Below are 13,612 nucleotides of genomic sequence, written 5' to 3'. Positions count from 1 at the left end.
TGCCTATTGGGCCGCAATGTTTGCACAGATCGCTCATCTGCGGGCCATTGATGGCGGCGTGGGCGCATCGGCGTGTTCGTGGATCTCTAGAAGTCTCCTCACCTTAGGGTTCGCCTTCTTCCTTTTAGCGAAGGGCGGGTGAAGTGTGTGTATTTCACGTTCAGCGCTGTCCATGCCTACGTCGTTTAGTTTCCATCGAAAACCCGGCAAAAGTCGTCGTTTCGATGAACTCTATTCAACATGAAGCTTCGTTTTTATTCTCGAAACGATGTCGCACAGCGAGACACCTAACGCTTCGGCAATATGCCAACAGGTTATGGTCGTAACGTTCCATCGCCCGCTTCTGAGGCGGCTTATATTAGCCTCATCGGTAAATGTTCGTGGCGTCCTGGCTTCGAGGCGAGCGGCAAGCTCCTTCTGTGAAATTATTGTTTTAAGAAAAATGAGGTTGAAGAAAGCAGTCTTTCAGACAAGGCCCTGAGAAAATTGGGTTTATATTGACGACCATCATGCTCACTCGGGTCTATCTCCGAGCCGGGAACCTTAAGTCCCCAGACTTCATATATGGATGCAAACATATAAGGGACGTGTTCAGTCGCTTCGATTGTGTCATCCAAGCTAACTCTGTCCGTATTTCTGCGGATCGTAGCCATTAGATTAAGTGGGGGGCCATCCTTAGCTACTAACGTTGCCGTCAATACCTCTTTACGGCCGGGGGCATCGCGAACCCTCTGGTATGGGTTTTTTGGATTAGAGGTCCCCATCCAAGCTTCATTGATTGCTATGACGGCATCGCCACCCATGCGGAGAACATCATTAGCTAAACTTCGCATAAAGACATACTTGTGGCCGTGTTCTTCAAGTCGAACCTCTTTACCGTATATTGGCTTGCCATTCTTGAAGATCATAACAAGAAATATGTGATATCCATCACGGAGAAAAAGCTTACGGGCATTCAAAAATATTTCTTTTGCCTGACTTAAAATATCTTGCTCTGTATTGAAGTGAAAATCCGGGTCGATATTATATCTCTTGGCGGCTTCCATAAACACGTCTTCATCTATGCTGACTTCGCTTTGCTCGAACTCCAGAATTTTTCCCGTTGCCAACCAAATATCGATTTGACGATTTTCATTATGACCGATCATGCAGGGCAACCGACCTCCCGTCATGACACGGTCAAACGGAAGCTCTATGCCATCCATCGTGACTGTGGGCTCACACAAGCCAAGCTGTCGATGGGCATCAGAAACCAATTGAGCGAGATGGCCGTAGGCGATAGCAACTGCATCAAGCAATTCGTAGTCAGGCAAGCTATTCTCAACCCATCGTCTCTCAATTCGGAGAATGCCGTCCCTACGGATGTGGTCCCCAAGTGCATCTTTTGGGATAGTATCTAAGAGTTTCTTCGGGCCATCGAAGAGTTCAGTCTTAACAACTTCTCGCGGACCTTCGTGAAGATGAGACGCCAGTATTTCTGCGTGAATCCAACTGTAGGTCTCAAGATCGCCCTGCTTTTCAATTCGATTTCTAGCGTCAACCATCCAGCGCATTAGTGGGATAGCTTTCAAGCGATCCCTCCATCCAAGATACCACGCATCGAAGTCGGGAATCAGTGCTTTGTTGCTTTGAAGAATGAAGGAGACCGTTCTTGCAGTTTGAATTGCGGTCTGTATGGCAACGCGGAAGGCTTCTGGGTCGAAGTATGCCTCCTCGGCTTGGTGCCATTGCCTATGCAAATCACTCAACCTTTGGTCTACAGCGTGAAGGGGGCACCGTTCGTTGTGTGTGGATTCCGACATGCCGCGCCTTCGCACCAGACCTCAGTTATTGACCCTGTCACGTCTCTTACTCCGATGTCGATATCGAAGCAGGCCGACACCACGTCTTGGGCGGCTTCGAGGAGTTCGCAGTTGAGGCCGTCGAGCTCCTGCTCCGGATCGTCCTCATCGACCTAGGGCCGGCACCGGCCGCACTCGGTCTGCCCGAGCCCTGCGACGTCCCCGCACCGGCACTTGGTCATGGCGTGGGTCGCGGCCTCTCTCTCTCTGTTTCGTCGCCATCAGGCTGCCTCCCCCTGCTCGAACGGGGTTGCGGAACGGCCGGCGTCCTCGGCCTGCTGCTGGGTCTCGAATGGGCCGAGGGTCGTGATGTCGTCCTTGCCGAACCACCAGGCGCCATCCTCCCGAAACACGCCGTCGACCGTGCCGCCCTGGTTGCTCTCGGCGTGACGCTGCGCCTGATGAGCAACCTTCAGCACGTCGAGTTCCTTGCGCTGCGCCTCGGTCAGCGTAGTCGTGAGCGTGAGCGTCTCGCGGATCTGGTTCAGGACGGCCCAGGCGCAGTCCGAGTCCGTGTAGACGACCTCGCGCACGTCGAAGATGACGATGACGGCGCCTTCTTCCTCGTTGATGCGCACTACCATGCCGAGGTCGCCGTTGAAGACATCCCGGTCGTAATCGTTCTGGGTCTCCATCACACGGTCGCCAGGGGCGAAGCGCCAGCCAAAGCGTTCGATCTGCTGGGCCGGGTTTGGGTTCAGCACGCGCTGGAGTTCGTGGTTGAGGTTGCGTGATAGAGATGTGTTCGGCGCTCTTAGACCCTGTCGCGCAGGGCGGTCGGCCGGAAAGCTCACGGTAGATCCATGTCGGGCTTGTCGTTCCTGCCAGCTGGGATCGCGTAGGCATCTTCTACCTTCATCAGCGCTTGTAGGGCGGCACTCGATCAGCGCCCAACAGTTAATGCCAGCAATCTTGGCTATCCAATGCAAGCCTAGCGAAGGCACACATCAGCGATATGATACTCAGGAATGCGCGACGTTGGCTCCACACGGCGGCGACGCCGTTTTAGCCATACGAGGCGCCGAAATGCGTCATGTCCTTCAGCGAAGCCCTAGCGAACTTCGTGTCCTCGTCACCCAAGGCTGTGGACCGGATTTTGCTCGCCACAGAAGCCAAGGTCCTGGAGTGCTTCACCGTGGAGCTGGGACTTCGTCCACCGGGTTAGCACATCGAACTTTTTAGACTTTGAAGGGATTTGTGTGGGCAGCGTGCAGAGAACTGCGCTTTCTCTCCACGGGCATTCATCCCGGTCGGTTATCGCAGTCCGAATAAGTTGTGCCCTATTGGACACGGCAAGCCGCTGCGAATGCCTAAATCGATTTGCGAATGCTACGCACAGAATGGACTTCTTAAAAGTCGCCAGCCAAAGGAGCTGGCGGGTGCAGAATAGCTTTCCTATTCCGTTGCGCCCCTTTTGCGCCGGCAGATCACGATTAGCATAATCCCGAGGCTTATCTCTCATACTTACCGACTGTGCGGACTAGGAGAAGATTACAGCTAGGACGGCAGGGTCCTCCACCTTCGGAGGGCAACGCTCTATCCAGCTGAGCTACGGGTGCTGACCGTGGACGACACCTAACCCAAGCCGTGGCCACGCGCAACGGTGTCGTCGGGCATGGGGCCGGTCGGGTCTCTCGAACTTAAGCCGGAGAGGCTCTCCTTCGGCGGAGGGCGGACATTCGCATCGCGTTGTCTGGGCGGCACGGGCTTCGTTGAACGAGGCAAGGCAGCCTGTGCGCCGGCGTCGTCCCTACCCTCCATGCCTGCGCAGGCGGGGCGCCGGCGTCAGCGGGCGAGCGGGGCGAGGGAGATGTCGGCGGCTTCGCGGATCGCAGGGGCGGCGATGCCGTCTTCCGGGCCTTCCACTTCACGAAGGCGCCACGGGGCCAGCGGCCGGCCCGACGTTTTCTGCACTTTTCCCTCTCGCGCTCTGCTAGCGTACAAAATTCGGCTCATGAGATAGGGATTCCATCGGATCCCTGCGGTGAACTCGTCCATCGAGAGGAACACCCATGAGCGACGACAAGCCCAATATGGAGTTCTCCGATCTGACCGGGCGTGCGACCCAGGATGGGATTACGGTGACCGTGAACGTCTATCGGCCCGTGGGAACTCACGGTCCCTGGACGCTCGAAGTCATCGATCAGACGGGCTGGTCGACGATCTTGAGCGAGACGTTCGCCTCCGATGAGGATGCCCTCGATGCCTTCACCGACGCGGTCGAGGAAGGCGGCGGCATGCGTGCGTTCCTGGAGCCCCCTCCGACACTGCACTGAGATGCACCCGGCCCCTCGGAGACGATCGCGGTCGGGATCAGGCGGACAGATGGCGACATCCCAGGAGAGAGCCCATGCGCATCCTCGTCGGCTGCGAAATGACCTACACCTTCCCTCAACCCACGCCCGTCATCGCGACGCTCAACGTCCATGCGTCGCGGTTCTCGGATCTGGAACGGCCGGATTACCTGATCGTCAGTCCGCCGGTGCCGTTGGAGGGCTACCGCGACAGCTTCGGGAACTGGTGCCAGCGCATGGTCGCTCCGGCAGGTCTGTTCACGCTGAAGACCGAAACCATCGTCCGCGACGCGGGCGGCGGAGACCGGCCGGCGCCCGATGCCGCCGAGACACCGATCGCGAAGCTTCCCTCCGACAGCATCCTCTTCCTGCTCGGAAGCCGATACTGTGAGACCGACCGTCTCTCGCAGATCGCCTGGGACCTGTTTGGACGAGTGCCCCCCGGATGGGGACGGGTCCAGGCCATCTGCGACTTCGTGCATGATCGCATCACGTTCGGATACGAGCATGCGCGCTCCACACGGACGGCGTTCGACGTATTCGAGGAACGGCACGGCGTCTGCCGCGACTACGCGCATCTCGCCATCGCGTTCTGCCGCTGCCTCAACATCCCGGCCCGCTACTGCAACGGCTACGTGAGCGATATCGGTCTGCCGCTGCCGCATGCGCCGGGTGACTTCGCCGCGTGGATGGAGGTCTATCTCGATGGCCGCTGGCACACGTTCGATCCGCGCAACAACTCCTCGCGGATCGGCCGTATCCTGATCTCCTATGGGCGGGACGCCGCCGACGTGCCGCTGACGCTGACCTTCGGCGAGAATACCCTGACGACGTTCCTGGTCACGACCGAGGAAGCTCCGGCCATCGCTTAGGATGGCGCAGGATTGCGATTTCCATCGTTGCGGATCAAACACGTCGTCGAATAACGCGGAAACCTGATAGACCATGAAGAACATCGATATGCTTGCAGAAAACGTCTCGATCGCAGACCTCTCCGGACGACGGTCAGACCGCCTCGACTACATGAGGGGCGTCTATCTCAACATGGTGCCGGACCAGGCGAAGAACCCGACGCTGCGCGTTCGCCTCAGTCGGCTGGGGTCCGGGGTGCAGCCGGCCTACCGGATCGAGTGCGACGATTCCGATGGTCAGACCGTCATCATGGGGTTCTATCAAGGCGACAAGCACAAGCCGCTTCCCAAGAGGCTCCACGATTGCGACGGGCCGTCATGGAGCAGCGAGACGATGAGCTACGTCGATCTTCGATCGCTTCACAACAGCGAGATAGGGGCATGAGCCGTCCATGATCGAGTTCTTCGACCGGAATGGCAGCGAGGCGGCGTTCTGCCACGATGGGCAGTCCCTCTATCTCTGGAACGGGCGGCCTGCGGCCTTCATCCATGACGACAAGGTCTACGCCTATGATGGACGCTTCATCGGCTGGGCGGACCGAGGGTGGATTTCCGACGAGGACGGCGCGTGCCTCCTCTTCGAACACGATGCGGTCGGTGGCCCCCAGAAGCCCAAGCGACAGGGGAAATCGAGCCCCGGCCCGAGAGGCGCGAAGCCTCAGCGCGGTGAGGCTCGACCTGCGCCAGCTCGTCCTACCGCCATCCCGGCCTGGTCCGATCGCGTCTTCTCCGACCTGATCTGAACGGAACGGAACCCATGACCTCGTCACCGCACCATATGAGGTGGTGCGGTGATGAAATTCGCCGCCGACATGACGGGAAATCCCATGACCTCGATCAAGAAGCTCGCGCGTGTCCTCACCGACGAAACCGAGGGCGGTTACCGACTGACCTTCGAATCCGTCGATGGCGAGATCGTCCAGTTCCTCGCCACCGAGGATCAAGTGAACGATCTCATCGACGAACTCGATGAACTCATCGGCGACGATGCCGATGAAAAGCCCGAACTCACCGAAGAAGAAGAGCATGTGAGCGAGGAGCAGCCGTCCTGAGATTCAGGAGATGATGCACCGTCGAGAGCCTGCGGCATCGTCCTGACGACGATTCCGTCGCTCGGAAGGCGGGCGAGACGCAATGGGCGGGAGCGAGCCTCGCGTTGACGGGCCGCTAATTCGCCCCTCTGACGAAGGCGTAGCGACCGACGGAGGCGGCTCCTCCGCGGTAGCGCGCGACCGGCGCGCCGGACGGTGCCGCTCCGGGACGAACCGGGCCCAGGGGGGAAGCCTCCGCCCGGTGATCGGAATGGCAGGGAGCCAGGGCGAGCAGGGAGCCTCTGAGGCGGGCGAGTTCGACGCGCAAAGCGGCGTTCTCGCGCTCCACCTCCCCGAGATGGGTGACGCCGGGCGGCGCCAAACCGCCGAGGCGGCGACGCCAGCGGTAGAACGTGCCGATGGAGATATGGGCGGCCCCGCAGATCGTCGCGACGGGGATGCCGTGCTCGGCTTCCTTCAGGAGAAAGGCGACTTCCTGATCGGTGTGCCGGGATCGACGCATGGGAAAGCCTCCACGATCCGAGATGTCGATCCGTTCCCGAGCAAGAACCGCACCGGCGAGCGGGATCGGAAATGGGCCGGGGCAAGGCCGGGGCTTTTGCGAATTTTGACGTTTTAACCGCCATCGCGCCTGCATTGCAGGCTGTCCGATGAGGTTTTGCGCATCCTGAAGCTGCCGTGCAGCCTATTTGACCTTCCACCGGACCACCGGGAATCCGACACTTTGCCCGGTGTCACGGGAAGGTGCAGAGCCCATGGTCGATGTCACGAGGCGTCATTTCATTGGGACGGCGGCGGTGCTCGCCGCTCCCGCCATCATCCGCCCGGCCTGGGCCGCCGACACGGTCAAGCTCGGTTGCATGTTCTCGTCCTCGGGCACGATGGCCAATATCGAAGGCCGCCTGAACCACGTGGTGCGCATGGCCGCCGACGGGATCAACGCGAAGGGCGGCGTCAACGGACGGCGCATCGAGGTGGTCACCTCGGACCCGGCCTCCGACTGGCCGCTCTATGCCCAGATCGGCAGGCAGATGCTGCAGCAGGAGAAGGTCGCCGCCCTCTTCGGTTGCTGGACCTCGGTCTCGCGGAAATCGGTCCTGCCGGTGGTGGAGCAGAATGACGGGCTGCTGTTCTATCCGCTGCATTTCGAAGGCGACGAGAACTCGAAGAACGTCGTCTATGTGAACTCGCCGCCGGCGAGTTCGGTGCTGCCCGCGGTGGATTACCTCATGGGTGCGGAGGGCGTCGGGGCGAAGCGGTTCTTCATGATCGGCTCCGACTATGTCTGGCCGCGCACGATCAACAAGCAGCTCAAAGCCTACTGGACCTCGAAGGGCGTGGCCGAGACCGCGTGGCGCGAGGAATACGTGCCGCTGGGGTTCTCGAACTTCCAGACCCTGGTGAACCAGATCCGGAGCTTTGCCGCCGAGCCCGGTGGCCCGCCGATCGTGGTGCTCACGGTGGTCGGTTCGTCGATCCCTGATTTCCTGCGCGAATTTGCCAACCAGGGCATTCGCGCCACCGACGTGCCGATTCTCGGCCTCGACATGGTGGAGGCCGACCTCGAGGGGCTGGATACCGCGCCGCTCGTGGGACATCTCAATTGCTGGGCCTATCTCCAGGCCGCCAAGGCCGAGGCCAACACCACGTTCCTCTCGGAATGGGCGGCCTATGTGAAGGCCAAGAACGTGCCCTTCAGCGCCGATACCGTCATCGACCCGATGGTCTCGGCCTATGACAGCGTCCAGCTCTGGGCCCTGGCGGCGGCGAAAGCCGGGAGTTTCGACGTGCCCGAGGTGCGCAAGGCGTTTTCGGGGCTGAGCTTCGCCGATCCCTCCGGCTACACGCTGACGATGACGGGGGAGAACAATTACGTTTCCCGCGGCGTCTTCATCGGCTCGGTCAACGAGAAGCAGGGGTTCGACATCCTATGGCAATCGCCCGACGCGCCCAAGCCCGTGCCGTTCAGCCCGTATGGTTGAGGGAGCGCGATGCGCGAGGGTCTGGCTCTGCGGCGCGCTCCTGCTCGTCGCCTGCCTGCTGCAGCCCGCCGTCGCGGCGGCGCCCGGCTTCGACCGCGCGGGTTTCGCCGCGAGCCTGTGCGGCGACGGCGCCGGGCAGGGCAGGGCGCTGGATGAGTTCATCCGGTCGAGCGGCGAGACGGCGTCCGAGGATCTCGCCGCGGCGGGCGCTCTCCTGCGCGGTCTGCTGGACAGGCGCCTCATCTGCGTCGGTTACACGGCGATCTTGCTCGACAAGGCCGGGCTTTCCGAAGGGCGCGAGGTCACGACCGGCGCCGTCCGTTCGATTGCGGGCGGGCGCTCCCCCGTGCTCGGCCTGCGCCAGCGCGCCCTGGTGGAGACTGCCTCCGGTCTCGCGACGCTGATCGCGGGCGAGACCGTGGAGCTTCGGCTCAAGGGGCTCGCGGCCGTCGAGCGGCGCATGGCCGGCCTGCCTGACGCGGTGCTGATGCGGGCGCAGGAGAGCGAGAGCGATGCCGGATTGAAGGCGGCCATCGGCGTCGCGGCACAGGGCGCCGCCCTGTCCTCGCCCGATCCGACGCGCCGACTCGCGGCGATCCGGGCGGTGGCCGAGGCGCCGTCGGGCGCCGCGCTCTCGCGGCTTTCCGTCCTCAAGGGCGATCCGGCCTATCGCGCCGATCCGGGCTTTCGCGCGGCGCTGGATGCAGGGATCGCCCGCGTCGAACGGGCGATGTGGATCGGCCGCGGCCTGGCGGTTCTCTACAACGGCCTGAGCTTTGCCAGCATCCTGTTCATGGCCGCCGCCGGGCTGGCGATCATCTTCGGGCTGATGGGTGTGATCAACCTCGCCCAGGGCGAGTTCATCATGGTCGGCGCCTATGCCGCCTACGGTGTACAGGAGGCGTTCCGCCGGTTCGCGCCGGGCTTTCTCGATCTCTACCTCATCGCCGCGATCCCGGTGGCGTTCCTCGCCGCCGCGCTGGTGGGGATCGCCATCGAGGCGCTGATCCTGCGCCACCTCTATCGCCGGCCGCTGATGAGCCTGCTCGCCACCTGGGCGGTAAGCCTGTTCCTGATCAATCTCGTCCGCGTCGTCTTCGGATCACGCAGACGGTCGACGGCAACAAGGGCGTCCACATGCTGCTGCCGAAGAATGCCCCGGCGGCGCCTTGAAGAATGCCCTGGCGGCGCCCCCTGATCGCCGATGGCACGCGAGTCCCGGCGCCGGGCTCGCCTCAGCGACGGCGGCTCTGGCTTTTGCGGAGCACGTTCCGGGCTCGTGCCTCGTGGATCGAGGCCACCTTCATCAGGAGGCTGCGCTCGACGTCCGATCGCGCGCTCGCAGCGCAATCGCGCAGGGCCATCGCCGCCCGCACATGCATCAGGGCCCGCTCCAGCATTCGATCCCCGCTCCCCGCCGCACCGTCTCCCTGGTCTAGCTCCGCGACGCTTAAGGGATCACCACCCTGACCGATGCTGTCTCGGACGTTGTTCAGCGAATCCAATCTGACGCCTGGTACCGTCTGCCCCATGTGGGAGGCGGATGCACAGTGGCGGTCGTAGACCTCGGATTGTGGATGTAGGAATTTGAAATATAGCCGTCTAAAACGGTTTAAGTATTATACGAACTGATTTATCTTTTTATCATTTAGAAAAAGCGCTAAAGAAAAGGATTTTTGACGTTCCGTTAGTGCCAGGGTTGTTCGTATCTTGATTTACCCAGAGTAAAGTCGAACATATTTCTTTGCAAAGAATCGTACGAGACGACGAGTTCTCCGGTGATTCGGCCTCGACGGACCAGGAATTTGACTTTGTCTCCGCGCTCTAGATAGCTATTGCAATAGTCGCGGCCCATCGTTGACGCATATCCCAGCGTCGTTTTTAATTTTATTAAGCACCCGTGGCCGCCGGATAATCTATTGTATTTATGCAAATCAAGAACAATTCCCTCGATAGAATCCGCTGACGTCCAATATATATTGGCAGGTATAAATCCAACAATAATTATCGCAATGATTCCAAATACCATGTAAATCAAGGCATATTTAAACGTATCTTTATTTTTCATCGTCGCGCATTCGTCATTTTAGAGGGGTACTGAGGTATTATTTCCGCGTTTTTGCCTATTCGATATTCAACAAAAGCCTTTACTATGAAATACTGGTGTTGATCAGCTTTAAAAATATGGTCCATAGTTTGAAGCAGATCATCGAATGTTTCGCAATTTTGTATTTTGCTTGAGACCTGCGTTTCCTGATTTGATGGATCTGAGAAAATTGTTTATTCATTTGGGGCGGTAACAATGTTGCGGTTCGACGCTGATCTTGTCGCCGCCGTCCCATCTTGGTGCTGATCAAATCCAATCCGACGTGGAACGCAGCCGATGCTTGTTAAAAGCAGTGAACACTCATGATGGACCAAGACTAGCCCTCCTGCAATGGGGAGCAAGTATCCGGAGTCCACTAATATAGTCGCCTTCGGAGCCCCGGGGGCCGCGCCTCTCACTGACGGTCCTCCGGTCGGGGGAGGTCGGGCGAGGGTTCAGGCGGCCGGCGACGGCCGGATGCGTCCGAGCTTCGGGATCAGGCGGATGTAGAGGAGTTCGCTCACCAGCTCGACGAGGGTCTGGGTGACGATCACGGCCGGCAGGAGCGGCACCGCGCCCGGCACGGCGAAGGCCAGTGGAAGGACGACGAGCGAGTTCCGCGTCGCGGCGCTGAACGCGAGGGCACGGCCGCTCGGCGCATCGAGGCGGAACAGGCGTCCCATGCCCCAGCCGAGGAGGGGCGCCGCGATGGCGAAGGCGATGTAGACCGGGACCACGCGCAGGGTTTCGCCGAGGGCCGGCCCGAGCTGCGGCACGACGGCCGCGATCACCAGAAACAGCACCAGGGCGGTGGCGGGAACCGGGAGCAGCCCGAGCCCCGTCGTCACGCGTCGCCCGATGGAGCTGCGGCCGCCCCAGACCTGCACGGACGCGGCCAGCGCGAGCGGGATGGCGATCAGCCAGACGAACGCGTGGAGGAAGGGCCCCAGTCGCACCAAGGCGGCGGCCTCGGCTCCCAGGAACGCGTTCAGGTAGAGGGGCAGCAGGGCCATCTGCACGATCAGGAGCACAGGGGTCGCGGCCAGCAACATCCTGGCATCGGCCCGGCCGAGATGGGAAAATGTCACGACGTAGTCGATGCACGGCGTCAACAGCACCATCAGCACGCCGAGACGCATCATCGGGTCGGGCGGAAGGAATCGGATCAGGCCCGCGACGAGGATCGGCACCAGGACGAAGTTCGTGACGAGGAGTGCCGCGAGGAAGCGGATCCGCGCAAAGGCGCGACCGAGCTCGGGCAGCGGCACCTGCAGGAAGGTCACGAACAGCATCAGAGCCAGGGCCGGGTTGATGCCGATCTCGAACGCCGCCGTTCCGGGCATCGTCAGGGCGGCGATCATCGCCGCGCCGATGGCGACGATGTAGATCGTCACCTGCCGGCCTTCGAGAGTGTCGCGTAGACCGGTCATGTGTGCTCGCGGAAGCTCTGGTGTCCTCGACATCGGCCTTCCGGGGTCGCACGTCCCGTCATAGCCGCTCACCGGAAATCCGGCGAGGGCAACGTCGGCACCTCGACTCGCGACGACGCGATCGGGCTCTCGCTCATGCCGCGGCCACGTTCCGAGGCGGCGACGATACCGGCTTCGGTACCGGCAAAGCGTCACGTCGCGACGGCCCTCGATCCCGACGGAGAGTTGACGCCGGCCGTTCGGACTGCCAACCCGACCGCATTGCGGGCGCGGCCGATCCTTCGGTCCGCAGGAGTACCGAACCTTCATGTCCGATCTGCTTGAGACGATCCGCCGAACCCTCGTGCCGATCCACAAGGAGGGCTATCCCTTCATCCTGATCGGGATCGTGCTGACGGTATTGTTCGGCTATTTCGCCCAGTTCGCCGGGTGGATCTTCCTGATCCTGACCTTGTGGGTCTGCTACTTCTTCCGCGACCCCGAGCGGGTGACGCCGGTGGCGGACGGCCTCGTGGTCTCGCCCGCGGACGGACGGGTGAACCTGATCTCCACCGTGCTGCCGCCGCCCGAACTCGACCTGCCGCAAGAGCCGATGACCCGGATCTCGGTCTTCATGAACGTGTTCGACTGCCACGTGAACCGCGTCCCCGTGACGGGCAAGATCGGCCAGATCGTCTACACGCCCGGCCTGTTCCTCAATGCCGAACTCGACAAGGCCAGCGACGACAACGAGCGCAGCGCCCTCGTCATGGAGACGACCCATCGCGGCAGCCCCCTGCGCATCGGCGTCGTGCAGATCGCCGGATTGGTGGCGCGCCGCATCGTCGGCTTCGTCGCGGCGGGCGAGAGCCTGAGCGTCGGCGAGCGTTTCGGCCTGATCCGCTTCGGCTCGCGGGTCGACGTCTACCTCCCCGTGGGCACCCGCGTGCTCGTCGGCCTCGGCCAGAAGGCGGTGGCGGGCGAGACGGTGCTCGCCGATCTCGGCGGCGGCCCCGAGCGCAGCTTCCGCCGGATCTGATCTCGCCTCGAGCCCGCCTTGCGCCGCCGGGCAGAGCCGGCGCTTCATCTATCGCGAACGGCGCCTGTGCGCGGTTCGCCTGACGTCAGGGGCGCCACATGGACGATCTCTTTCCGCCCTTCGAGCCGGATGCCAACGAGCCGAAGCCGCGCCGCTTCAAGCCGGTGCCGTTCCGGATGATCGCGCCCAACATGATCACCCTGATGGCCGTGTGCCTCGGGTTGACCGCGATCCGCCTCGCCTTCGAGGGCAAGTTCGAACCGGCGGTGATCGCCATCGTGGCGGCAGCCTTCCTCGACGGAATCGACGGGCGCGTCGCCCGCATGCTCAAGGGCACGTCGCGGTTCGGGGCCGAGCTCGATTCGCTGGCGGATTTCGTCAATTTCGGCTGTGCCCCGGCGCTGATCCTCTACGGCTTCGCGTTGAAGGACCTGCGTTCGGTCGGCTGGATCGTCGCCCTGATCTTCGCCATCGCCATGGCGCTGCGTCTCGCCCGCTTCAACGCCATGCTCGACGATCCCAACCGGCCGGCCTGGAAGAAGGACTTCTTCGTCGGCATGCCGGCGCCCGCCGGCGCGCTGACCGCGATGCTGCCGCTCTATCTCCACTTCCTCGGATTGCCGATCGAGCGCTGGGCCGCGCCGGTGGTGCTCGGCTACACGCTCTGCATCGCCCTGCTCGTGGTCTCGACCGTGCCGACTTTCTCCGGCAAGACCATGGGCAAGCGCGTGCCGCGCGAATGGGTGCTGCCGATCTTCCTCGTGGCGGTCGCTGCCTTCGGCCTGTTCATCAGCTTCCCGTTCGAGTGCATGGTGATGATGGGCGTCGGCTACCTGATCACCCTGCCGATCGGGGCGGCGCAGTATCGGCGCCGGGCAAAGCTCGAAGACCGCCTCGCCCTGCCGGCGGATGACGAGGCCTCCGAAGCACCCCTCGACGCAACCGGCCGTGGACAGACCGGGCACGGCGCTGTCGAAACCTGATCGCCTCGCCTAACC

The 13,612-nt window shown here is 61.9% G+C and carries 14 protein-coding genes and 1 pseudogene; 9 read left to right on the top strand and 6 right to left on the bottom strand.

What is annotated here, in order from left to right; all coding sequences use genetic code 11:
- Nucleotides 1-425: 425 nt before the first annotated feature.
- The 3 genes and pseudogenes from A3OK_RS23665 to A3OK_RS24755 all read right to left on the bottom strand — a co-directional run bounded on the left by A3OK_RS23665 (nt 426) and on the right by A3OK_RS24755 (nt 3,755).
- Nucleotides 426-1,748 (bottom strand): hypothetical protein, encoded by a 1,323-nt coding sequence (locus tag A3OK_RS23665; protein WP_196805446.1) that lies wholly within the window; start codon nt 1,746-1,748, stop codon nt 426-428.
- Nucleotides 1,749-2,356: 608 nt separating this feature from the next.
- Nucleotides 2,357-2,575, bottom strand: a pseudogene (locus tag A3OK_RS23660) (hypothetical protein); the annotation flags it as partial.
- Between the two features lie 1,051 nt (nt 2,576-3,626).
- Nucleotides 3,627-3,755, bottom strand: coding sequence for a hypothetical protein (locus tag A3OK_RS24755; protein ID WP_280791124.1), 129 nt, complete (start codon nt 3,753-3,755; stop codon nt 3,627-3,629).
- A 98-nt stretch (nt 3,756-3,853) separates the two neighbouring features.
- On the opposite strand from A3OK_RS24755, the gene A3OK_RS0116200 reads away from it, so the two are divergent.
- The 5 genes from A3OK_RS0116200 (at nt 3,854) to A3OK_RS0116180 (ending at nt 6,098) form a co-directional block, all read left to right on the top strand.
- A complete protein-coding gene (locus tag A3OK_RS0116200) occupies nt 3,854-4,117 on the top strand; it encodes a hypothetical protein (RefSeq protein ID WP_019905945.1) in 264 nt (87 codons plus the stop codon).
- A 74-nt stretch (nt 4,118-4,191) separates the two neighbouring features.
- Nucleotides 4,192-5,007: a transglutaminase family protein gene (locus A3OK_RS0116195; RefSeq protein ID WP_019905944.1), complete on the top strand. Its 816-nt coding sequence runs from the start codon at nt 4,192-4,194 to the stop codon at nt 5,005-5,007.
- Nucleotides 5,008-5,080: 73 nt separating this feature from the next.
- Nucleotides 5,081-5,431, top strand: coding sequence for a hypothetical protein (locus tag A3OK_RS0116190; protein ID WP_019905943.1), 351 nt, complete (start codon nt 5,081-5,083; stop codon nt 5,429-5,431).
- A 7-nt stretch (nt 5,432-5,438) separates the two neighbouring features.
- On the top strand, nt 5,439-5,789 hold the full coding sequence (locus A3OK_RS0116185; protein WP_019905942.1) for a 4-fold beta flower protein: 351 nt from the start codon (nt 5,439-5,441) through the stop codon (nt 5,787-5,789).
- Nucleotides 5,790-5,840: 51 nt separating this feature from the next.
- Complete coding sequence (locus A3OK_RS0116180) at nt 5,841-6,098, top strand: hypothetical protein (RefSeq protein WP_019905941.1); 258 nt, start codon at nt 5,841-5,843, stop codon at nt 6,096-6,098.
- A 115-nt stretch (nt 6,099-6,213) separates the two neighbouring features.
- Here A3OK_RS0116180 and A3OK_RS0116175 read toward each other — a convergent pair whose 3' ends face one another.
- Entirely contained in the window at nt 6,214-6,600 is a 387-nt protein-coding gene (locus A3OK_RS0116175) for a transposase (protein WP_019905940.1), read from the bottom strand.
- A gap of 253 nt (nt 6,601-6,853) precedes the next feature.
- Here A3OK_RS0116175 and A3OK_RS22935 point away from each other — a divergent pair, with 253 nt between their 5' ends.
- Together A3OK_RS22935 and A3OK_RS22930 are read left to right on the top strand one after the other, a co-directional pair.
- The gene (locus A3OK_RS22935; RefSeq protein ID WP_019905939.1) at nt 6,854-8,080 is read left to right on the top strand and encodes a transporter substrate-binding protein; all 1,227 of its coding nucleotides are present in this window, start codon (nt 6,854-6,856) and stop codon (nt 8,078-8,080) included.
- Nucleotides 8,073-9,278 carry a hypothetical protein gene (locus A3OK_RS22930; RefSeq protein WP_019905938.1) on the top strand — a complete coding sequence of 402 codons (1,206 nt, stop codon included), beginning with the start codon at nt 8,073-8,075 and terminating at the stop codon, nt 9,276-9,278. Before A3OK_RS22935 ends, A3OK_RS22930 begins: the two co-directional genes overlap by 8 nt.
- A gap of 37 nt (nt 9,279-9,315) precedes the next feature.
- Here A3OK_RS22930 and A3OK_RS24380 read toward each other — a convergent pair whose 3' ends face one another.
- Together A3OK_RS24380 and A3OK_RS0116155 are read right to left on the bottom strand one after the other, a co-directional pair.
- Nucleotides 9,316-9,480, bottom strand: a complete 165-nt coding sequence (locus tag A3OK_RS24380) for a hypothetical protein (RefSeq protein WP_019905937.1) — start codon at nt 9,478-9,480, stop codon at nt 9,316-9,318.
- 1,141 nt (nt 9,481-10,621) lie between these two features.
- Nucleotides 10,622-11,596, bottom strand: a complete 975-nt coding sequence (locus tag A3OK_RS0116155; RefSeq protein ID WP_019905936.1) for an arsenic resistance protein — start codon at nt 11,594-11,596, stop codon at nt 10,622-10,624.
- Nucleotides 11,597-11,903: 307 nt separating this feature from the next.
- On the opposite strand from A3OK_RS0116155, the gene A3OK_RS0116150 reads away from it, so the two are divergent.
- Together A3OK_RS0116150 and A3OK_RS0116145 are read left to right on the top strand one after the other, a co-directional pair.
- The gene (locus A3OK_RS0116150) at nt 11,904-12,614 is read left to right on the top strand and encodes a phosphatidylserine decarboxylase (RefSeq protein ID WP_019905935.1); all 711 of its coding nucleotides are present in this window, start codon (nt 11,904-11,906) and stop codon (nt 12,612-12,614) included.
- A 98-nt stretch (nt 12,615-12,712) separates the two neighbouring features.
- Nucleotides 12,713-13,597 (top strand): phosphatidylcholine/phosphatidylserine synthase, encoded by an 885-nt coding sequence (locus A3OK_RS0116145; protein ID WP_019905934.1) that lies wholly within the window; start codon nt 12,713-12,715, stop codon nt 13,595-13,597.
- Nucleotides 13,598-13,612: the final 15 nt, after the last annotated feature.

The organism is Methylobacterium sp. 77, from assembly GCF_000372825.1.
Classification (GTDB): domain Bacteria; phylum Pseudomonadota; class Alphaproteobacteria; order Rhizobiales; family Beijerinckiaceae; genus Methylobacterium.
The sequence above is the reverse complement of the archived record's forward strand: the minus strand, read 5'-3'. Positions and strand labels throughout refer to the sequence as shown.

Excerpts from the sequence above, each read along its gene's own strand:
- A3OK_RS0116200 (WP_019905945.1), top strand. The coding sequence starts at position 3,854 with ATGAGCGACGACAAGCCCAATATGGAGTTCTCCGATCTGACCGGGCGT.
- A3OK_RS0116195 (WP_019905944.1), top strand. The coding sequence starts at position 4,192 with ATGCGCATCCTCGTCGGCTGCGAAATGACCTACACCTTCCCTCAACCC.
- A3OK_RS0116190 (WP_019905943.1), top strand. The coding sequence starts at position 5,081 with ATGAAGAACATCGATATGCTTGCAGAAAACGTCTCGATCGCAGACCTC.
- A3OK_RS0116185 (WP_019905942.1), top strand. The coding sequence starts at position 5,439 with ATGATCGAGTTCTTCGACCGGAATGGCAGCGAGGCGGCGTTCTGCCAC.
- A3OK_RS0116180 (WP_019905941.1), top strand. The coding sequence starts at position 5,841 with ATGAAATTCGCCGCCGACATGACGGGAAATCCCATGACCTCGATCAAG.
- A3OK_RS0116175 (WP_019905940.1), bottom strand. The coding sequence starts at position 6,600 with ATGCGTCGATCCCGGCACACCGATCAGGAAGTCGCCTTTCTCCTGAAG.
- A3OK_RS22935 (WP_019905939.1), top strand. The coding sequence starts at position 6,854 with ATGGTCGATGTCACGAGGCGTCATTTCATTGGGACGGCGGCGGTGCTC.
- A3OK_RS22930 (WP_019905938.1), top strand. The coding sequence starts at position 8,073 with ATGGTTGAGGGAGCGCGATGCGCGAGGGTCTGGCTCTGCGGCGCGCTC.
- A3OK_RS24380 (WP_019905937.1), bottom strand. The coding sequence starts at position 9,480 with ATGCTGGAGCGGGCCCTGATGCATGTGCGGGCGGCGATGGCCCTGCGC.
- A3OK_RS0116155 (WP_019905936.1), bottom strand. The coding sequence starts at position 11,596 with ATGACCGGTCTACGCGACACTCTCGAAGGCCGGCAGGTGACGATCTAC.
- A3OK_RS0116150 (WP_019905935.1), top strand. The coding sequence starts at position 11,904 with ATGTCCGATCTGCTTGAGACGATCCGCCGAACCCTCGTGCCGATCCAC.
- A3OK_RS0116145 (WP_019905934.1), top strand. The coding sequence starts at position 12,713 with ATGGACGATCTCTTTCCGCCCTTCGAGCCGGATGCCAACGAGCCGAAG.